Below are 20,894 nucleotides of genomic sequence, written 5' to 3' on the forward strand. Positions count from 1 at the left end.
TCTGTTCGTCTGTGAAACGGTTGCGTTTCATCCTCTGGTCCTCTCAATGGGCCAGAGCTTACTTCAAAATGGATTAGTTCAACGGGGCAAGGTCATTCAGGATGCGACCCGCCAGATCATCCACGCCACCGATGTGTTCATTATTACCCTTGGCCTGTCCGAGATCTGGTATGACAAGCGTTCAGGCGATGCCCTGTGGCGTGCGGTGCCGGCCGATCTTTTTGATGAGGAAATCCATGGGTTTCGGGTCTCCACGCATTAGGAAAATCTGGACAATCTGCGCCGCATTTGCGCCGTCATTCATAAGGCGAAGCCCCAGGCAAGGATCGTCTTCACCGTGTCGCCCATTCCCCTAATGGCGACGTTCCGGCCGATCTCCTGCCTGACCGCCAATTCGGTGTCTAAGAGCATCCTGCGCTCGGCGGTCGACGAAATGATCCGCGAAAGCACGGACAGCCGCCTCCATTATTTTCCGTCCTATGAGATCGTGAAGGATTTCTTCGCCGATCCCTTCGAAGCTGATAACCGTCACCCGAGAGCCGAGGTGATCGACTTCATCATGAACACGTTCGAGCGGCATTTCTGCTGCCCCTGATCCATGTCTCGACGCGACCCGGCCACCGCCCCTCAGGTGCCGGTTGCCGGCTTGCCGAACGTCACGGAGCAGCAATGCGAACCCGGCCACAGGAGAGATCCGTCACCAGCGCCAGGATATCCGCAGCATCACCCTCCGGCAGTTGCACCGAGAGAATGGCGCCCTCGGCGGTAAAGGTTTCACGTGCGACAGTCACATCGTCAAGCGCCGATAGACGGGCCTTCACCAGGGCAAGATCTCCAAAGGGGAGGGCGATCGCAACCTCCTGCGTCGCAACAGAACGGCGTTTTTCGGCAGCCTGGAGACACAGCGCGGCGGTGCCGCCATAGGCGCGGACAAGGCCGCCGCTGCCGAGCAGCGTGCCGCCGAACCAGCGGGTCACGAGCACGATCACGCCATCCAGCTGCTGCCCGTCGATCGCCTGCAGGATCGGCTTGCCCGCCGTACCGCTCGGCTCGCCGTCATCGCTGAAGCGATAGTTTTGGCCAAGCCGCCAGGCAAAGCAATTGTGATTGGCCTCCGGCACCGCTTGCGCGGCGAGGAAGGCACGGGCCTCGGCCTCATCCGCAATCGGTGCCGCAACCGCGACAAAGCGGCTGCGCTTGATCTCCTGTGACTGGGTGACGGGGGCGAGAATCCGGTACATGCAGGTTTTTTACACGTCTCGCCTCCGGATGGGCAGGGGTTTTACAAACTGCAGGCCCCAAACCGGATCACGGTGCGTTCGGGCCCAAACGCCGGTCTGACCTGCCGGAGAGGGGACGACGGAAGGGGCCGCCCCGGAGACGAAACAGAACGGCGCTTTCATTTTCCGATCGCGGCCGTGCCGGGGGCGGGCTGGCCCCTGCCGGCGCTTTTCACGCGGATGGGAGACAAACCGTCCGGCACATGCCATAAGGCGCGCAATTCTCCGTCTGGCGCCCGATCATGATCCGCATCGAAAACATCTCCAAACAGAACAGCCACCGGCTTCTTTACGTCGAAGCCTCCGCCGCCCTCAACCGGGGCGAAAAGATTGGCCTTGTCGGCCCGAACGGCGCGGGCAAGACCACCCTCTTTCGCATGATCACCGGCGAGGAATTGCCGGACGAAGGACAGGTGGCCGTCGAGAAGAATGTCTCCATCGGCTATTTCAACCAGGATGTCGGCGAAATGGCCGGACGCTCTGCCGTGGCGGAGGTGATGGACGGGGCAGGGCCGGTCAGCATCGTGGCCGCCGAACTGCATGCGCTGGAAACCGCCATGTCCGATCCGGACCGGATGGACGAGATGGACGCCATCATCGAGCGCTATGGCGAGGTGCAGGCCCGCTATGAGGAACTGGACGGGTACGGCCTTGAAGGCCGGGCCCGCGAAGTGCTGGCCGGCCTGTCCTTCAGCCAGGAGATGATGGACGGCGATGTGGCAAAACTCTCCGGCGGCTGGAAGATGCGCGTGGCGCTGGCCCGCATCCTGCTGATGCGCCCGGACGTGATGCTGCTGGACGAGCCGAGCAACCATCTGGACCTCGAAAGCCTGATCTGGCTGGAAAACTTCCTGAAGACCTATGACGGCGCGCTGTTGATGACCTCGCACGACCGCGAGTTCATGAACCGCATCGTCAACAAGATCATCGAGATCGATGCCGGGCAGCTCAACACCTATTCCGGCGATTACGGCTTCTACGAACGCCAGCGCGAGCAGAATGAGAAGCAGCAGCAGGCACAGTTCGAGCGCCAGCAGGCGATGCTTGCCAAGGAAATCAAGTTCATCGAGCGCTTCAAGGCACGTGCCTCGCATGCGGCGCAGGTGCAGAGCCGCGTGAAGAAACTCGACAAGATCGATCGCGTGGAGCCGCCGCGCCGCCGCCAGACAGTGGCCTTCGATTTCCTACCGGCACCGCGGTCCGGCGAAGACGTCGTGAGCCTGAAGAACGTGCACAAGACCTATGGGTCCAGGCGGATCTACGAGGGGCTGGATTTCATGATCCGCCGGCGCGAGCGCTGGTGCATCATGGGGATCAATGGCGCCGGCAAATCCACGCTGCTGAAGCTGGTGACCGGCGCGACGGAGCCGGACCAGGGGACGGTGGCGCTCGGCGCCAGCGTCAAGCTCGGCTATTTTGCCCAGCATGCAATGGATGTTCTGGATGGAGACGCGACCATTCTGCAATGGCTGGAAGAGCGTTTCCCGAAGGCCGGGCAGGCGCCGCTGCGGGCGCTGTCCGGCTGCTTCGGCTTTTCGGGGGATGATATCGAGAAGCGTTGCCGCGTGCTTTCCGGCGGCGAAAAGGCGCGGCTGGTCATGGCCGCCATGCTGTTCGATCCACCCAATTTCCTGGTGCTGGACGAGCCCACCAACCATCTCGATCTCGACACCAAGGAAATGCTGATCAAGGCGCTGTCCAGCTTCGAGGGCACGATGCTGTTCGTCAGCCACGATCGCCATTTCCTCGGCGCGCTCTCCAACCGCGTGCTGGAACTGACGCCCGAGGGCATCCACCAGTATGGCGGAGGCTATCTCGAATATGTCGAACGGACGGGATACGAAGCGCCAGGCCTGCATCTGTAAGATGTCATAGGCTATAATTCCTATTGACGAACCCAGCATATAAGGAATATTTTCCTTATATGCTTTTTCACACCCGCCCACTGCCGATCTCTTTTGCCGCCCTGCTGATGGCTTTGCTGCCGCAGGCGACAGCTCATGCGGAAACCCTCATCGAGGGGCCCGTTCTGGCGGATGTGGTGCGGGTGGTGGATGGCGACACACTTCTGGTGATGGCGCGGCCCTGGCCGCAGCAGACCATCGAGGTTTTCGTGCGGTTGCGCGGCATCGATACGCCGGAACTTCGCGCGCACTGCGCGAAGGGGCGCGAAGCGGCGCAGGAGGCCAAGCGTCTTCTGGAGGACCTTGCGGCCCGATCGCCGCAGGTCAGACTGACGCAAATTGCCGCAGACAAATATTTCGGCCGCATCGTCGCCGATGTGTCGCTCGAAGACGGGCGCGATCCGGCCCGCGAAATGATGGCTGCGGGCCTCGCCGCCCGCTATTCCGGCAAGGGCCGCAAGAACGACCTCTGTGAGGACCATTAACCGACAGAAGGGGCAGCCGCGCCCCGGTCGGGTCTGCCGGGTTCCATGGGAACGGGACAGACCCTGAGTTTCCTCAGTTCCGGGTTCTGTCCGGGAAAGCGGTTTCCGCGTCTCCCGGACAAATGCATGCGTCAGGCGGCAGCCGGCGTCTTGTTCTGCCGGTTGGCAATCAGATCGTCCACGACAGCGGGATCGGCAAGCGTCGAGGTGTCGCCCAGCGCGCCGAAATCGTCCTCGGCGATCTTGCGCAGGATGCGGCGCATGATTTTTCCCGAACGGGTTTTGGGCAGACCGGGGGCGAACTGGATCTTGTCGGGAGCCGCAATCGGCCCGATTTCCTGACGCACGTGCTTGACCAGTTCCTGACGCAGCGCCTCGGTGCCCTCATTGCCTTCCATCAGGGTGACATAGCAGTAGATGCCCTGGCCCTTGATCGAATGCGGGTAACCGACGACGGCCGCTTCGGAGACGAGGTGGTGCGAGACGAGCGCGGATTCCACTTCCGCCGTGCCGAGACGGTGGCCGGACACGTTCAGAACGTCGTCCACGCGGCCGGTGATCCAGTAATAGCCGTCCTCGTCGCGCCGGCAGCCATCGCCGGTGAAATATTTCCCCTTGTAGGTGGAGAAGTACGTCTGGATGAAGCGTTCGTGATCGCCATAGACCGTGCGCATCTGGCCGGGCCAGCTGTCGGTGATGCAGAGATTGCCGTCGGCGGCCCCTTCCAGCACATTGCCCTCGTTGTCGACCAGCTGCGGCTTGATGCCGAAGAAGGGCAGGGTGGCGGAACCGGGCTTCAGATCGGTCGCGCCCGGTAGCGGGGTAATCATGTGGCCGCCGGTTTCCGTCTGCCACCAGGTATCGACCACGGCGCAGCGCTTGTCGCCGACCACGTTGTAATACCATTCCCAGGCTTCCGGGTTGATCGGCTCGCCAACCGTGCCGAGCAGGCGAAGGCTGGAACGCGAGGAGCGGGTGACGAACTCGTCGCCGGCGCCCATCAACGAGCGGATCGCGGTCGGGGCAGTGTAGAAGATGTTGACCTTGTGCTTGTCGACCACCTCCCAGAACCGGCCCTGGTCGGGGAAGTTCGGGACGCCCTCGAACATCAGCGTCGTCGCGCAATTGGCGAGCGGGCCATAGACGATGTAGGAGTGACCGGTCACCCAGCCGACATCGGCCGTGCACCAGTAGATGTCACCGTCGTGATAATCGAAGACATATTCATGGGTCATCGCGGCATAGACGAGATAGCCGCCGGTGGTGTGCAGCACGCCCTTCGGCTTGCCGGTGGAGCCGGAGGTGTAAAGGATGAACAGCGGATCTTCCGCCTTCATCTTCACCGGCTCGCAATGGCCCTTCACGCTCGCAATTTCCTGATGGTACCAGAGGTCGCGGCCCGGTGCCCAGTTGGTCTTGCCGCCGGTGCGGCGCACGACGAGAACATTGTTGACCGTGACATACTGGCGCGCCGCAATGTGGATCGCCTTGTCGGTGTTTTCCTTGAGCGGCACCGGCTTGCCGCCGCGCACACCCTCATCGCAGGTGATCACGAAGGTCGACTGGCAGTCAACGATGCGCCCCGCCAGCGCCTCCGGCGAGAAGCCGCCGAACACGACGGAATGGACCGCGCCGATGCGGGCGCAGGCCAGCATGGCATAGGCCGCTTCCGGGATCATCGGCATGTAGATGGTGACCCGGTCGCCCTTCTTGACGCCGTGTTTCTTCAGCACGTTGGCGAGACGGCAGACCTGATCGTAGAGCTGGTTATAGGTGATCTTCTTGTCGATATAGGGGTTGTCACCTTCCCAGATGATCGCGGTGCGTTCACCATGCGTCTTCAGGTGCCGGTCGATGCAGTTGTAGGACACATTGGTCAGTCCGTCCTCGAACCACTTGATCGACACCTTGCCCTTGAACGAGGTGTTCTTGACCTTGGTATAGGGCTTGAACCAGTCGATGCGCTTGCCGTGCTTGCCCCAGAACTTGTCCGGGTTTTCGACGCTTTCCTCGTACCATTTCAGATACTTCTCCCGATCGATGAGCGCGCGCGCCTTCACCTGTTTCTGAACCGGGTAGACTTTCTCCGACATTGACATCCTCCTCATGCTCCGCCGCCTTGCGCAAACGCTTCGGCGGTCCCGTTATGCAATTCTTATCAGCTGTCGCGATGGCGGCAATTAGACAAAGGGTCATGGCGCCTGAACAATTGCAATTTCTGCAAATTGCGGTTATAGAGCGCGGAATTCCCGGAAATTGTGGTGACAGCCCACGGCCCGCGACACCGGCGCGGACGATAGAAGGATCATATCCATGGCTCAAACATTGCTCATGCCGAAGGCGACGGCAGTCTGGCTCGTCGATAACACGGCCCTGTCCTTCGATCAGATCGCCCAGTTCTGCAAACTGCACCCGCTGGAAGTGAAGGCGATTGCCGATGGGGAAGCCGCGCAGGGCATCAAGGGCCTCGATCCCATCGCCACGGGCCAGCTGTCGCGCGATGAAATCGCCCGCGGTGAAAGGGATGTGAACTATAAGCTGAAGCTCGCTGAACCCAAGGTTCGCGTGCCGGAATCGAAGCGCCGGGGCCCGCGCTACACGCCGGTTTCCAAGCGCCAGGACCGCCCGAACGCTATTCTCTGGCTGGTGCGCAACCATCCGGAACTGAAGGATGCCCAGATCTCGCGTCTGGTCGGCACGACGAAGTCGACCATCGAGCAGATCCGCGAGCGCACCCACTGGAACTCCACCAACCTGACGCCGATGGACCCGGTCACGCTTGGCCTCTGCAGCCAGATCGATCTCGACCTCGAAGTCGAACGCGCGGCCAAGAACCGTCCGCTGCCAACGGCAGCCGAGCTGGGCGCCACGCTGCAGGCGGCCGCCGAAACCGAGAACCTCGGCTATCGCTACGAGCGCGAAGAGGAGAAGGAAATCGACGCGGATGCCGTGTTCGCCAAGCTCTCCTCGCTGAAATCCACCCGTCGCGACGACGAAGACGAGGACGATCGCTACTGAGCGGCGGAGGCGTCCTGATCGTTTCTGAAAAGCCGGCGCTCAGCCGGCTTTTTTGCTGGGTGGCGAGCCTTGAGCAAGCTCAGGCGCGCAGCGCCTGGCGATTGCAGCTGTAACCGTGATCGGCCAGAATCTCGCCGATTTCATCGAGGATCGCCGGATCGTCGATGGTCGCCGGCATCTTCCACGGCAATCCGTCAGCCATCTTCTGCATGGTGCCGCGCAGGATCTTGCCGGAGCGCGTCTTCGGCAGGCGCTTGACGATCATCACGGTGCGGAAGGCCGCGACCGGCCCGATCTCCTGGCGGACGAGATCAACGATCTCCTTGCTGATCAGGGCATGATCCCGCTCCACCCGGTTCTTCAGCACGAGAAAGCCGCAGGGGATCTGGCCCTTCAACTGGTCCGCCACGCCGATCACGGCGCATTCGGCGACATCAGGATGCATGGCACAGACCTCCTCCATCGCGCCGGTGGAGAGCCGGTGGCCGGCGCAATTGATGATGTCGTCGGTGCGCGCCATCACGAAGACATAGCCATCCTCGTCCACCAGACCGGCATCGGCCGTCTTGTAATAGCCAGGAAATTCCTCAAGGCAGACGCTGCGAAAGCGCTGGTCGGCGCGCCAGAAGCTGACGAGGCAACCAGGCGGCAGCGGCAGGCGGATAACGATATTGCCCAGTGTTCCGGCCGGCACCGGATGGCCGGCATCGTCCAGCACCTCCACGGCATGGCCGGGCATCGGCATGGTGGCGGAGCCGTATTTCGCCGGCAAAAGACCGAGCCCCGCCGGATTGCCGGCAATCGCCCAGCCGGTTTCCGTCTGCCACCAGTGGTCCACCACCGGCACCTTCAGCATGCGCTCGGCCCATTTCAGCGTTTCCGGATCGGCTCGCTCGCCGGCGAGAAACAGCGCCCGAAGGCCGGACAGGTCATGGCGATAGATCAGGTCGCCATCAGGATCGTCGCGCCGGATGGCGCGAAACGCGGTCGGCGCTGTGAACAGCACCTTGACGTCATGCTCCTCGATGACACGCCAGAAGACCGACGAATCCGGTGTTCCCACGGGCTTGCCCTCGAAGACGACGGTGGCACTGCCGGCAAGCAGCGGCGCATAGACGATGTAGGAATGGCCGACCACCCAGCCGATATCGGAGGCGGCCCAGAAGGTCTCGCCGGGAGAGACGCCGTAGATGTTGCGCATGGTCCAGGCAAGCGCCACCATGTGGCCGCCATTGTCGCGGATCACGCCCTTCGGCTGGCCGGTGGTGCCGGACGTGTAGAGGATATAGAGCGGATCGGTGGCGGCCACCGGCACGCACGGCACCTGGGTGCCCTTGACCCGTTCGGCCTCAACCGCCTGGCCGAAATCGACGTCGCCATGTTCGTAACGAAGGGGCGCATGCAGCTGGTCGCGCTGTAGCACGAGGCAGGCCTGCGGCTTCACCCGCGCCATGTCGATCGCCTGATCGAGCAGCGGCTTGTAGGGCACGACGCGACCGGGCTCCAGCCCGCAACTGGCGCTGATCACCAGCTTGGCTTCGGAATCATCGATGCGGGTCGCCAGTTCGTGCGCCGCAAAACCGCCGAACACCACCGAATGGATGGCGCCGAGCCGAGCGCAGGCAAGCATGGAAAACACCGCTTCGGCCACCATCGGCATATAGATGATGACGCGATCCCCCTTGCCGACGCCCAGATTGGCGAGCACGGCGGCAATCGCCTGCACCTCCACCAGCATGTCGTCATAGCTGTAGACGCGCTTTTCGCCAGTCATCACGCTGTCGAAGATCAAGGCCCGCTCTGCCCCGCGGCCCTCGGCGATGTGGCGGTCGATGCAGTTGTAGCAGGTATTGGTCTCCCCGCCGGCGAACCAGCGGCCATAAACGCCCTGATCGGGATCGAAGATCCTGTCCGGCGGCGTGAACCAGTGGACGGCCTTCGCCGCCTCCGCCCAGAAGGCCTCCGGATTGTCCTGCCATTGCTGATAGACCGCGCGGTACCGGCTGTGCATCTGATCCTCCCACCATTTGCGCCCTTTTCCGTGGCGCAAATTTTAGGAGGTGGTTGTGAAACCGGAAAGCCCGACGAAAGGGTTAGATCGGTGGATGCTCTTGCCCTTCGTCAAGCATGGATCAGCGATGGCCAAAGATGGCCGAGCCGACGCGAACGCTGGTCGCGCCAAAAGCGACCGCCGTCTCGAAATCGCCGGACATGCCCATCGACAGCTTCTCGACACCGCATTCTGTGGCAAGCTTGGCAAGCAGCGCGAAATAGGGACCAGGATTGCCGTCCGCCGGCGGAATGCACATCAGCCCCTCGATGGCGAGCCCAAGGTCCGCGCGGCAGAAGCGGACGAAATCCACCGTCTGCTTCGGCTCGATGCCGGCCTTTTGCGGTTCCATGCCGATATTGACCTGCACATAGAGCCGCAGGCTGCGTCCCTGCCGCGCCATCTCGTCCGCCACGGCGCGTGCGATCTTCTCGCGGTCGATCGTCTCGATGACGTCGAAGAGGGCCACCGCATTGGCCGCCTTGTTGGATTGCAGCGGGCCGATGAGGTGCAGTTCGAGACCCGGCGTCTCCGCCTTCAGCGCCGGCCACTTGGCCTCGCTTTCCTGGACGCGGTTTTCGCCGAAAATCCGCTGGCCGCTCTCGATCACGGGCCGGATGGCATCGGCCTCGAAGGTTTTGGAGACGGCGACGAGAGTCGCGCTGCCGACGGGCCGGCCCGCATCCTGCTCCGCCGCCGCAATCTTCCGGCGAACCTCCGCCAGGCGTTCCTCGACACTCATGACCCGTCTCCTTGTTGCCTGCCTCGGCGATAGCCTTAGCGTGCCGGCCTGCCAAGCCTTTGCAACGGAAATTTGCCGCAACAGCCTCGAAAACTTGACGCTTCCTGCCATTCGTGGTGAAGGTCACCCCATCTTAGTCGTACCCGGAATTTCATCGACATGGCGAGCGAACGTTACAATCCGCGGGATGCCGAACCCCGCTGGCAGAAGAACTGGTCCGAGGCAAAGACCTTCGAGACCGACAACAGCGATACGCGCGACAAATATTACGTGCTCGAGATGTTCCCCTATCCCTCGGGGCGCATTCACATGGGCCATGTGCGCAACTATGCCATGGGCGATGTCGTGGCGCGCTACAAGCGCGCCCGCGGCTATAACGTGCTGCATCCCATGGGCTGGGACGCCTTCGGAATGCCGGCGGAAAACGCCGCCATGCAAAACAAGGTGCACCCCAAGGACTGGACCTACCAGAACATCGCCACCATGCGCGCCCAGCTGAAGTCCATGGGTCTGTCGCTCGACTGGTCGCGCGAATTCGCCACCTGCGATGTCGATTATTACCACCGCCAGCAGCACCTGTTCCTCGACATGATGGAAAAGGGCCTGGTCTATCGCAAGCAGTCCAAGGTCAACTGGGACCCGGTCGACCAGACGGTTCTGGCCAACGAACAGGTGATCGACGGCCGCGGCTGGCGTTCCGGCGCGCTGGTGGAACAGCGCGAGCTGACGCAGTGGTTCTTCAAGATCACCGACTTTGCCGAGGATCTGCTCGACGCGCTCGACACCCTCGACCAGTGGCCGGAAAAGGTCCGGCTGATGCAGAAGAACTGGATCGGCCGCTCGGAAGGCCTGACCATTCGCTGGGAGCTGAGCGACACGAGCCGCGCCGCCGCTGACTGCAGCGAGATCGAAGTCTATACGACCCGCCCCGACACGCTGTTCGGCGCCTCGTTCCTCGCCATTTCCGCAGATCATCCCGTGGCCAAGGCGCTCGCCGCCGGCAATGCGGACGTGCAGGAATTCTGCGAGGAGTGCCGTCGCCAGGGCACCTCGCTCGCCGCCCTCGAAACTGCCGAGAAAAAGGGCTTCAACACCGGGCTGACCGTCAAGCATCCGCTGGACCCCGCCTGGGAACTGCCGGTCTTCATCGCCAATTTCGTGCTGATGGATTACGGCACGGGTGCCATTTTCGGCTGCCCCTCCGGTGACCAGCGCGACCTCGACTTCGCCCGCAAATACGATCTGCCGGTCGTGCCCGTCGTGATGCCGGAAGGTGGCGATGCGGCAAGCTTTACCGTCGGCACGGAAGCCTATGACGGCGACGGCGTGATGATCAATTCGCGCTTCCTCAACGGCCTCTCCACCGATGCCGCCTTCCAGACGGTGGCCGACATGCTGACCGGGCAGACGCTCGGCAATGCGCCGCAGGCGGCCCGCAAGGTGAACTTCCGCCTGCGCGACTGGGGCATTTCCCGCCAGCGCTACTGGGGTTGCCCGATCCCGGTCATCCACTGCGATGACTGCGGCGTGGTGCCGGTGCCGAAGCAGGATCTGCCGGTGAAGCTGCCGGATGACGTGACTTTCGACATTCCCGGCAATCCGCTCGACCGGCATCCGACCTGGCGCAATGTGGCCTGCCCCTGCTGCGGCAAGGATGCGCGCCGTGAAACGGACACCATGGATACCTTCGTGGATTCCAGCTGGTACTTCGCCCGTTTCACCGCGCCTTGGGAAAACAACCCGACCGATCCCAAGGTTGCCGATCATTGGCTACCGGTGGACCAGTATATCGGTGGCATCGAGCACGCGATCCTGCATCTGCTCTATTCCCGCTTCTTCACCCGCGCCATGCGCGAGACTGGTCATGTCGGCCTGAAGGAGCCCTTCAAAGGCCTTTTCACCCAGGGCATGGTGGTGCATGAGACCTACAGGCTCGGCGAAGGCCAGAACGGCCAGTGGGTGGCACCGGCCGAAATTCGCATCGAGGAAATCGACGGCGCGCGAAAGGCGTACATGCTTTCGTCGGGCGAAGAGGTCGCGATCGGCTCCATCGAGAAGATGTCGAAGTCGAAAAAGAACGTGGTGGATCCGGACGACATCATTGCCTCCTACGGCGCCGATACCGCACGCTTCTTCGTTCTCTCGGATTCGCCGCCGGATCGCGACGTGATCTGGTCGGAAGCCGGCGTGGAAGGCGCGCACCGGTTCGTGCAGCGCGTCTGGCGCCTGATTTCCGAAGCCGCGCCGGAACTGGTGAAGGTCGAGGCGGTACCTGCCAAGGAAGGCCCGGCGCTGGCCATTTCCCAGGCGGCGCACAAGACGTTGCAGGCAGTGCAGGGCGACTTCGACAAGCTCGCCTTCAACAAGGCCGTGGCGCGCATCTACGAATTGGTGAATGCGCTGGCAAATCCGCTGACCCAGGTTGCTGCGGGCGGCCAGGACACGACGCTGGTGGCTGCGGTGCGCGATGCCGCCCAAATCCTGACGCAGATCATCGCACCGATGACGCCGCATCTGGCGGAGGAATGCTGGACGGTGCTCGGCAATGCCGGCATGGTGGCGGAAGCCGCCTGGCCGGTCTTCGATCCGGCGCTTGTGGCCGACAATGAAGTGTTGCTTCCGGTGCAGATCAACGGCAAGAAGCGCGCCGAATTGACAATTGCCCGCGATGCGGACCAGAATGCCATCCAGCAGGCGGTCCTGCAGCTCGAGGCGGTTCAGGCAGCGCTTGCCGGCAACCCGCCGAAGAAGATCATCATCGTCCCACAGAGGATCATCAACATTGTTGTTTGAACGCTCGCCAGCACTTCGCCGTGCCAGCCAAACGGCTCTTGTGCTTCTTGCCTGCGCGACGCTGGCGGCTTGCCAGGTCAGGCCGCTTTACTCCTCCGCCGGTGGAACACCCGCAAAGCTGGCCGCCATCAAGATCTCGCCGGCCGATGATCGGGTGGAGCAGGTGGTCCGCAACCAGCTGATCTTCCTGACCTCCGGTGGGGCAGGGGAGCCAGCCAAGGCCGACTACCAGCTGACGATGAATGTGACGTCGGCCCGCGCCGACATCATTGACGACAGCGTGTCTGTCGGCCTGACGCCCGGTCGCGTGACGGTGAGTGCGACCTATACGCTTTCGCACATCGGCGATGGAAAGGTGCTGAAGACGGCGACGCGCTCTGTCACCTCGCTGGTCGACATCGGCAACCAGCAATTTGCCAAGCTGCGCGCCTATCGTGACGCAGAAGACCGGGCCGGACGCGAACTGGCCGAATTCATCCGTGCCGATATCGCCGCCACGCTCGGTCGCTGATGCAAGATGGCGGAAATCAAGGCCCATGAATTCGACCGGTTGCTTCCCAAGGCTACAGAACTCTACCGGATCTTCCTGATTTATGGTCCGGATCGTGGCCTTGTTTCGGAACGGGCCGCTGAACTGGCGGCACGCGCCGGCGTGAAGCTGGACGATCCCTTCTCCTTCACGCGTCTCGATCTCTCGGATCTCCAGGGTGATCCCGGCCGCCTCGTGGACGAGGTGAATGCAATTGGCCTGTTCGGCGGGACCAAGCTGGTCTGGGTGCGGGGGAGCGGCAATGAGAAGCCCCTGGCGGAAGGCCTGCAGGTGCTGGTTTCCGGGCGGGAACCAGACAGCATCCTGATCATCGAAGCCGGCGACCTCAAGAAGACAAATATCCTGCGCAAGATTTGTGAGCCGGCAAAGCTTGCAGTTGCAGTTCCCTGCTATGCCGATGATGCCAAGTCCTTGAATCTTCTTATTGATCGCGAGCTGGAAGCGGAGGGCTTACGGATTTCTTCCGATGCCCGACAGGCGCTGCTTGAAGTTCTCGGCGGCGACCGCGTCGCATCCCGCAACGAGGTGCGCAAGCTTGCGCTTTATTGCCGCGGCGAAACCGCGATCGAGGAACATCACGTCCAGGAGATCATCGGCGATGCGAGCGCAATCTCGACGGATGACGCCGTGGACTGTGTGCTCAGGGGCGATCTGCCCGGCCTGCATCGCGCGATCCAGAAAATCGTGACCTCGAAAACGCCGGTTTTCCTGGTGCTTCAATCCTGTCTGCGTCAGTTCCAATTGCTCGACGTCATGCGCGCCGAAATGGACGAGAAGCGAACGCCGGCCGCACAGATCATGCAGACCGCGGGCCGTCATATCCACTTCAAGCGCAAACCGCTTTTCGAGAAAGCGCTGCGCAACTGGTCCGCCGAGACCATCAGCCGCGAAACGAACCGGCTGCATGTCGCGGTGCTTCAATCGCGCCAGAAGCAGGTTCTCGAAGACACCATCGCCTTCCAGACTCTCATGGCCACCGCGCTGCAATCGGCACGGGCCGCTCGTCAATAAGATCTCGCCTGCTGTTGAAACGTAATCCCGCGACGCACACCACTGACTCAGTGTCCTCAGGGCGGATTGGGCTGACGGAGGGATTCACGCGCTGACACCACGTAAAACGGCCGCAGCGAAAGGAACCGCCACGGCCGTCATTCATGTGCAGTTGATCGATGGAAGCGCGATTACCGCCGCTCGAGAAGCCGGCAAACATCTTCCAGTTGTTCCAGGGTGCGATAGCCGATACGAATCTGGCCTCCCGTTCCCTTGTGATTGATCTTCACGTCAAGACCGAGCGCATCGGACAGCGTACGTTCCAGCGCCAGCGTGTCTGAATCCTTTTCCGCTGTCCTTGAGGCGGGGCGGGGCTCGGTCTGCGCCTTGATATCGGCCTGCGCCATGCGTTCAGCGTCGCGGACAGACAGCCCCTTGGTCACGATGGTTCGGGCGAGCGAGGCCGGATCGGAGGTGGACACAAGCGCCCGCGCATGTCCTGCGGACAGGTCGCCCGCCGCCAACATGTCGCGAACCGGTTCCGGCAACTTCAGCAGCCGGAGACTGTTTGCCACATGGCTGCGGCTCTTGCCGATGATCTCGCCCAGATCGTTCTGTGTGTAGCCATGTTCCGCTATCAGCTGTTCATACCCCAGCGCCTCTTCCAGCGGATTGAGATCGGAACGCTGAACGTTTTCAACGATTGCAAGTTCAAGCGCTGTCCTATCATCGACATCACGCACGATGACGGGGATCTCGACCAGACCAGCCAGCTGCGCGGCGCGCCACCGGCGCTCGCCGGCGATGATTTCGTAATTGGTTCCCAGTGTACGCACGACGACAGGCTGGACAATGCCGTGCTGACGAATCGAGCTGGAAAGATCCTGCAATTCCGTTTCGTCGAAAGTCTTGCGTGGGTTGCGGGGATTTCGAACCACATGCTCGATCGGCACAAGTCGGTCAGCACTCACCGACCTGGCGGGCGTCTCGCCAACGGGAGACACCTGATCCATCTCACCGATCAATGCAGCAAGACCGCGGCCAAGGCGCCGCTTGGAAACATCTTCACTCATGCTCACTTAAACCTTCGGCATTCAGGCCGCCTTGCGGCGGCGCTCGCGCTGGATCACTTCAGAGGCCAGTTGCAGATAGGCCTGGCTGCCGGCGCATTTCAGATCATAGAGGATCGCCGGCTTGCCATAGGACGGCGCCTCGGACACCCGCACATTGCGTGGGATCAGGGTATGATAGACCTTTTCGCCGAGATAGGTCCTGACATCGCTGACCACCTGCTGCGCCAGATTGTTGCGTGCATCAAACATGGTCAGCACGATACCCTGGATATCCAGCCCCGGATTGACAGACTGGCGCACCTGGTTGACTGTCTCCAGCAACTGGCTGAGACCTTCCAGAGCGAAAAACTCGCACTGCAGCGGCACCAGCACCGAATGTGCGGCAGCCATCGCATTCACGGTCAGCAGGTTGAAAGAGGGCGGGCAGTCAAGCAGGATATAGGAAAAATTGCGGGCATCGTCGCCCTGCAGGGCTCGCCGCAGGCGGAAGGCGCGATCCGATTCGCGGCCGATTTCCATTTCAAGCCCCAGCAAATCCATGGTGGATGGGACGATGAACAGGTTTGGAACGGCTGTCGCAACAGCAGCATCACTGACCGTCTGATTGCCCATCATCACATCGAAGGACGATATCTTGCGGTCGCGGCGATCGATGCCAAGGCCGGTGCTGGCATTGCCCTGCGGGTCCAGATCGATAATCAGAACACGCTCACCGATCGCGGCGAGCGCTGTTGCCAGATTGATGGCCGTGGTCGTCTTTCCGACCCCACCCTTCTGATTGGCGATGGTGATAATACGATTTGTCTCGTACATGGCGCACCTGCTGAAGAGGTCAAAGCTTGGGCTGCAGCCGAGATATCTCCAAAATGACGGAATCGCGCTCGACAGCACTGGCATGTTGTACCAGATCGAACTGCCAGCGACCATGCGCTTTCTCCACCTCAGCCGCGTAATCCCGGCCTTTGTGGAGGAAAGCCTTGACTCCGTCGCGGCCAAGCATCCAGGGCGAGGTGTAGTCAAGAAGCAGCGGCAATTCTGCCAAGGCGCGGGCAGAAAGAACGTCACAGGTCTCGATCAGACGTGGTGCATCCTCGATACGAACGGGATGAACGCTGCCACGCCCCCCCGTTTCCAGAAGAGCCGTCCGCAGAAACGAGGCCTTTTTCTGATTGCTCTCCACCATATGCACCCAGCCATCACCTAGCTCGGCCAGGAAAATGGCGGTGATCACGCCGGGGAATCCGCCGCCCGATCCAAGGTCCACCCAGGTCGAGGCATGGGGATGCAACTGAAAGATTTGCGCACTGTCAGCAATATGGCGCTGCCAGAAGTCTGCCTTGGTGGAAGGAGCAACCAGATTGATGGCCTTGGCCCATTTGTGAAAAAGTGCCTCGAATCGTTCGAGGCGCTCGATTGTTTCACGTGAAACACGTTTGCCGTTCAGTTCCATTTACGAGACTCGCAGTGCGCGGGCAGTGGCTCCAGCCTTCTTGACCAGAGCAAGCAGCAAGGCCAGTGCAGCAGGCGTCATACCATCAACCTTGGCGGCTTGCGCCAGGTTGCGCGGATTGGCGCGCTTCAACTTTAGCTTCAGTTCGTTCGAGAGGCCGGAAATTCCATCGAAATCGAAATCATCGGGAATGATCCGCTCTTCGTCGCGGCGCACCGAGAGAATATCAGCCTGCTGCCGCGCCATGTAAACGGCGTACCCAGCTTCGATCTCCAAAGCTTCGGCAATCGGCTTCTCCAGCGTAGTCAGCTCAGGCCATATGCGGCGAAGCGCATTCATGTCAATTTCCGGATAGGAGAGAAGCTCATAGGCACTGCGACGCTGCCCGTCCTGATTCAGCCGAAGCCCATGTGCTTCGGCTTCCTTCGGGGTCACATTCCGCTCCTGAAGCAGCAGGCGTCCCGCATCCAGCCGGGCGAGATAATGATCAAAGCGATCGGACCGCGCGGGCCCAACCAGACCCAGAGCCTGACCTGCTGGCGTCAACCGTATGTCGGCATTGTCTGCACGCAGCGACAGCCGATATTCGGCGCGCGACGTGAACATGCGGTAGGGTTCCGTCACACCGCGGCTCGTGAGATCATCAACGAGAACGCCGATGTAGGAGTCCGTACGGCTGAAGACATGGGCCTGCTGTCCGCCGGCCAGACGCGCGGCGTTCAAACCAGCCACAAGGCCCTGCGCACCGGCCTCCTCGTATCCCGTCGTACCATTGATCTGACCCGCCAGGAAAAGACCCGCGAGGCGTTTCAGCTGAAGGTCCAGACCAAGTTCGCGTGGATCGACATGATCATATTCGATGGCATATCCCGGCTGCAGGATCTCAACAGTTTCGAGGCCGGGGATCGTTCGAATGAAGGATTCCTGAACTTCGGCGGGAAGCGAAGTTGAAATCCCGTTGGGATAGACAGTGTCATCGTCAAGGCCTTCCGGTTCCAGAAAGATCTGGTGACCATCACGCTCGCCGAACCGGACGATCTTGTCCTCGATCGATGGGCAATAGCGCGGACCCACGCCTTTGATCTGCCCCGAATACATAGCCGACTTGGTAATGTTGTCCGCGATGATATGATGAGTTTTGTCGGTGGTCCGCGTTACACCGCAGGCGATCTGTCGCGTCGTGATCCGGTCGGTCATGAAGGAAAAGGGGACCGGATCGTCATCCGCTTCCTGTCGCCCGATGGCGTCCCAATCAATCGTCTTGCCATTCAGGCGGGCGGGGGTCCCCGTCTTCAGGCGTCCCAGCGCAAGGCCGAGCGCAGTAAGGGTCGCAGATAGTCCTTCCGAGGGCGCTTCGCCCACCCGTCCGGCTGGTGTGGTCCGGTCACCGATGTGAATGAGCCCGCGCAGGAAAGTTCCGGTCGTCAACACCACGGCGCGAGTTTGAAAGCGTCTGCCATCCTTCATGACAACGCCCGTCACCGCACCGGAAGCATGGGTGAGATCGAAGGCGTCGCCCTCGATGATCGTCAGGTTCGCATGATTGAAAAGCGCGGTCTGCATGGCTTCGCGGTAGAGCTTGCGATCTGCCTGGGTGCGCGGGCCTCGGACCGCTGGTCCCTTCTTTCGGTTCAGCAAGCGAAACTGGATCCCGGCGGCATCTGCGATGCGCCCCATCAGGCCATCCAGCGCATCGATTTCCCTGACCAGATGTCCCTTGCCGAGACCCCCGATGGCCGGATTGCAGGACATCACACCAATCGTGTCGCGCCGGTGGGTAACAAGGGCCGTCCGTGCGCCGATGCGCGCCGCGGCAGATGCCGCCTCGCAGCCCGCATGGCCACCGCCGATCACAATCACATCAAAGCTGTTCATGGTCCGTCACCAACTGCCGTGGCAGTGTTTCACGTGAGTCATTTTCCAATGCAGAATTCCGAGAAGATCACATCAAGCAGATCTTCCACATCGACCCGGCCGGTAATGCGACCGATCTCTTCCGCCGCCAAACGAAGGCTTTCCGCCCGAAGATCGAGAGGTCCCCCAGATAACCCTTCTTCCAGGAAAAGGGAAGCCCGCCGGAGATGCCCTGCATGCCGCAGACGTCCGGCGCCAACGGAGCTTACCGCATTCCAGTTTTCCCGGACACGATCCAGAACAAGCTTGCGGACAGTATCCAGTCCTTCGCCGGTAAAGGTTGAAATCATAGCGTCGTAGGACCGTCTGGCCGAAGGGTGGAGATCGGACTTCGTTCCGATAGCGAGAATGGGCGCTGTCGACTCCACATCGTCCGATTGTTCCGGAGGAGAATCGATTTCCGAAAGCAGCAGGACGAGGTCAGCCTCAGCAACCGCCCGCCGTGCCCGTCGTACCCCTTCCTGCTCGATCACGTCATCCGTCTCGCGCAAGCCCGCAGTGTCGTAGAAGCGGACGAGAAAGCCCTCGATATCAAGATCGACATGCAGGACATCGCGGGTGGTCCCGGCAATGTCGGTGACAATCGCCACATCACGTGCCGCGACGGCATTCAGAAAGCTCGACTTGCCGGCATTGGGCGGACCTGCGATCACCACCTTGAAACCATCACGGACGCGTGTAGCGCTCTCCGTTGCTCGAATCTGGCTCAGGATTTCGCTCTGGATTTCAGCGACCTCCGCCCAGACCTGGTCAGACACGGAACCCGGGACATCGTCCTCATCCGCGAAGTCCAGCTCGGCCTCGATCAGCGCGCGGCAACGGGTCAATCGTTCCGCCCAGTCATGATAGGCAGCAGACAACCCCCCGGCACTCTGCTCGATCGCCAGCCGTCGCTGCATTTCGGTTTCCGCGGAGATCAAATCCCCGAGGCCCTCGACCTCAACCAAGTCGAGTTTTCCGTTGCTGAACGCACGCTGGGTAAATTCGCCCGCTTCGGCGGCGCGCAGTCCGAGGGATAGCAGTTCGTCCTGAAGAGCAGCAACGACAGCACGTCCGCCATGCACCTGAAATTCGATGCAGTTCTCTCCCGTAAAGGAATGCGGAGCGGGAAAGGTCAGAACAAGACCGCGGTCAATCAGCTCACCGTTTCGGCGACGAATCGATCGCAGTACCATGCCGCGGCCAGCTGGAAGCGCAACAAGGCGGCCTGTTGCGTCAAATGCGTCCTTGCCGCTGACACGAACGACAGCGACGCCCGAAGGCGTCGCACCGCTGGAAAGAGCGAAGATGGTGTCGGTTGCAGCCATGAAAGCGCCCCAGCCGATATCCGGCCACCGGCGGATGGGTTGACCGGAATCCGGCTACTGATCAGGTGTTCATCGAATCGAAGAAGTCGCCGTTGTTCTTCGTCTGCTTGAGCTTGTCGATGAGGAACTCGATCGCATCGGTCGTTCCCATCGGCGCCAGGATACGGCGCAGAACGAAGATCTTCTGGAGGTCCTGCCGGGGCACCAGCAGGTCTTCCTTGCGTGTACCGGACTTGAGGATGTCCATCGCAGGGAAGATACGCTTGTCGGCCACCTTGCGGTCCAGGACGATTTCCGAGTTACCGGTGCCCTTGAATTCTTCGAAGATCACTTCGTCCATGCGGCTGCCGGTATCGATCAGCGCGGTGGCAATGATAGTCAGCGAGCCGCCTTCCTCGATGTTACGGGCTGCACCGAAAAAGCGCTTCGGGCGCTGAAGGGCGTTGGCATCCACACCGCCGGTCAGGACCTTGCCGGAGGAGGGGACCACGGTGTTGTAGGCGCGACCGAGACGCGTGATCGAATCGAGGAGAATGACGACGTCGCGACCATGCTCGACAAGGCGCTTGGCTTTTTCGATGACCATCTCGGCCACCTGAACGTGACGAACGGCGGGTTCGTCGAAGGTGGAGGACACGACTTCGCCGCGCACGGAGCGCTGCATGTCCGTCACTTCTTCCGGACGCTCATCGATCAGCAGGACAATCAGATAGCACTCCGGATGGTTCGCCGTGATGGAGTGGGCGATGTTCTGCAGCAGAACCGTTTTACCAGTGCGCGGCGGTGCGACGATCAGGCCACGCTGGCCCTTGCCGAGCGGTGCGACAAGATCGATCACCCGAGCGGAAAGATCCTTGGAGGTCGGAACCTCCAGTTCCATCTTGAAGCGCTCGTTCGGATAGAGCGGCGTCAGGTTATCGAAGTGAACCTTGTGGCGGATCTTTTCCGGGTCATCGAAATTGATCGTGTTGACCTTGAGAAGTGCGAAGTAGCGTTCGCCTTCCTTCGGGCCACGGATCGGACCTTCGACCGTGTCGCCGGTCTTCAGCGAGAAGCGACGGATCTGCGAGGGCGAAATGTAGATATCGTCCGGCCCCGGCAGATAGTTGGCATTGGCGGAGCGCAGGAAGCCGAAACCATCCTGCAGCACTTCCACCACGCCTTCGCCGATGATTTCCACATCCTGGCTGGCCAAGACCTTGAGAATCGCGAACATCAATTCCTGCTTGCGCATGGTGCTCGCGTTTTCGACCTCCAGCGATTCGGCAAAGGTCAACAAGTCGGTCGGCGACTTGCTCTTGAGTTCTTGAAGCTTCATTTCAGCCATGAAGAAGGGAC

At 61.4% G+C, this 20,894-nt stretch carries 16 protein-coding genes and 1 pseudogene; 7 read left to right on the plus strand and 10 right to left on the minus strand.

Going from position 1 to position 20,894, the window contains the following annotated elements:
- Positions 1-46: 46 nt before the first annotated feature.
- A pseudogene (locus tag F3H95_RS27545) lies at positions 47-595 on the plus strand (GSCFA domain-containing protein).
- A 61-nt stretch (positions 596-656) separates the two neighbouring features.
- Here the strand turns inward: F3H95_RS27545 and F3H95_RS24340 are convergent.
- Positions 657-1,241, minus strand: a complete 585-nt coding sequence (locus tag F3H95_RS24340; protein ID WP_149747859.1) for a YigZ family protein — start codon at positions 1,239-1,241, stop codon at positions 657-659.
- A 281-nt stretch (positions 1,242-1,522) separates the two neighbouring features.
- Here F3H95_RS24340 and F3H95_RS24345 point away from each other — a divergent pair, with 281 nt between their 5' ends.
- Both F3H95_RS24345 and F3H95_RS24350 read left to right on the plus strand, forming a co-directional pair.
- On the plus strand, positions 1,523-3,145 hold the full coding sequence (locus F3H95_RS24345) for an ABC-F family ATP-binding cassette domain-containing protein (protein WP_143125989.1): 1,623 nt from the start codon (positions 1,523-1,525) through the stop codon (positions 3,143-3,145).
- Between the two features lie 59 nt (positions 3,146-3,204).
- Complete coding sequence (locus F3H95_RS24350; protein ID WP_244618128.1) at positions 3,205-3,669, plus strand: thermonuclease family protein; 465 nt, start codon at positions 3,205-3,207, stop codon at positions 3,667-3,669.
- Between the two features lie 131 nt (positions 3,670-3,800).
- On the opposite strand, the gene acs is transcribed toward F3H95_RS24350, so the two are convergent.
- Positions 3,801-5,762, minus strand: a complete 1,962-nt coding sequence (gene acs / locus F3H95_RS24355) for an acetate--CoA ligase (protein ID WP_143125994.1) — start codon at positions 5,760-5,762, stop codon at positions 3,801-3,803.
- Positions 5,763-5,982: 220 nt separating this feature from the next.
- On the opposite strand from acs, the gene F3H95_RS24360 reads away from it, so the two are divergent.
- Positions 5,983-6,687 (plus strand): DUF1013 domain-containing protein, encoded by a 705-nt coding sequence (locus F3H95_RS24360; protein ID WP_143125995.1) that lies wholly within the window; start codon positions 5,983-5,985, stop codon positions 6,685-6,687.
- A gap of 79 nt (positions 6,688-6,766) precedes the next feature.
- On the opposite strand, the gene F3H95_RS24365 is transcribed toward F3H95_RS24360, so the two are convergent.
- Positions 6,767-8,698, minus strand: a complete 1,932-nt coding sequence (locus F3H95_RS24365) for a propionyl-CoA synthetase (protein WP_149747860.1) — start codon at positions 8,696-8,698, stop codon at positions 6,767-6,769.
- Positions 8,699-8,819: 121 nt separating this feature from the next.
- Positions 8,820-9,479 carry a YggS family pyridoxal phosphate-dependent enzyme gene (locus tag F3H95_RS24370; protein ID WP_149747861.1) on the minus strand — a complete coding sequence of 220 codons (660 nt, stop codon included), beginning with the start codon at positions 9,477-9,479 and terminating at the stop codon, positions 8,820-8,822.
- A 159-nt stretch (positions 9,480-9,638) separates the two neighbouring features.
- On the opposite strand from F3H95_RS24370, the gene leuS reads away from it, so the two are divergent.
- From leuS to holA, 3 genes are read left to right on the plus strand one after another with little or no spacing between them, the layout of a single operon-like run.
- Positions 9,639-12,272: a leucine--tRNA ligase gene (gene leuS, locus F3H95_RS24375; protein WP_149747862.1), complete on the plus strand. Its 2,634-nt coding sequence runs from the start codon at positions 9,639-9,641 to the stop codon at positions 12,270-12,272.
- On the plus strand, positions 12,262-12,783 hold the full coding sequence (locus F3H95_RS24380) for an LPS assembly lipoprotein LptE (RefSeq protein WP_244618129.1): 522 nt from the start codon (positions 12,262-12,264) through the stop codon (positions 12,781-12,783). Before leuS ends, F3H95_RS24380 begins: the two co-directional genes overlap by 11 nt.
- A gap of 6 nt (positions 12,784-12,789) precedes the next feature.
- A complete protein-coding gene (gene holA / locus F3H95_RS24385; RefSeq protein WP_149747864.1) occupies positions 12,790-13,833 on the plus strand; it encodes a DNA polymerase III subunit delta in 1,044 nt (347 codons plus the stop codon).
- Between the two features lie 170 nt (positions 13,834-14,003).
- Here holA and F3H95_RS24390 read toward each other — a convergent pair whose 3' ends face one another.
- The 6 genes from F3H95_RS24390 to rho form a co-directional block, all read right to left on the minus strand.
- The gene (locus tag F3H95_RS24390) at positions 14,004-14,885 is read right to left on the minus strand and encodes a ParB/RepB/Spo0J family partition protein (RefSeq protein ID WP_143126001.1); all 882 of its coding nucleotides are present in this window, start codon (positions 14,883-14,885) and stop codon (positions 14,004-14,006) included.
- Between the two features lie 21 nt (positions 14,886-14,906).
- Entirely contained in the window at positions 14,907-15,698 is a 792-nt protein-coding gene (locus F3H95_RS24395) for a ParA family protein (protein WP_149747865.1), read from the minus strand.
- A gap of 19 nt (positions 15,699-15,717) precedes the next feature.
- A complete protein-coding gene (gene rsmG, locus F3H95_RS24400) occupies positions 15,718-16,335 on the minus strand; it encodes a 16S rRNA (guanine(527)-N(7))-methyltransferase RsmG (RefSeq protein ID WP_149747866.1) in 618 nt (205 codons plus the stop codon).
- Positions 16,336-18,210 (minus strand): tRNA uridine-5-carboxymethylaminomethyl(34) synthesis enzyme MnmG, encoded by a 1,875-nt coding sequence (mnmG, locus tag F3H95_RS24405; RefSeq protein WP_149747867.1) that lies wholly within the window; start codon positions 18,208-18,210, stop codon positions 16,336-16,338.
- Between the two features lie 38 nt (positions 18,211-18,248).
- Complete coding sequence (gene mnmE, locus F3H95_RS24410; RefSeq protein ID WP_149747868.1) at positions 18,249-19,556, minus strand: tRNA uridine-5-carboxymethylaminomethyl(34) synthesis GTPase MnmE; 1,308 nt, start codon at positions 19,554-19,556, stop codon at positions 18,249-18,251.
- Between the two features lie 61 nt (positions 19,557-19,617).
- The gene (rho, locus tag F3H95_RS24415) at positions 19,618-20,883 is read right to left on the minus strand and encodes a transcription termination factor Rho (RefSeq protein WP_143126006.1); all 1,266 of its coding nucleotides are present in this window, start codon (positions 20,881-20,883) and stop codon (positions 19,618-19,620) included.
- Between the last annotated feature and the right edge of the window lie 11 nt (positions 20,884-20,894).

Origin of the sequence: Rhizobium sp. RU35A (genome assembly GCF_900156005.1) — a bacterium.
GTDB lineage: Bacteria > Pseudomonadota > Alphaproteobacteria > Rhizobiales > Rhizobiaceae > Neorhizobium > Neorhizobium straminoryzae.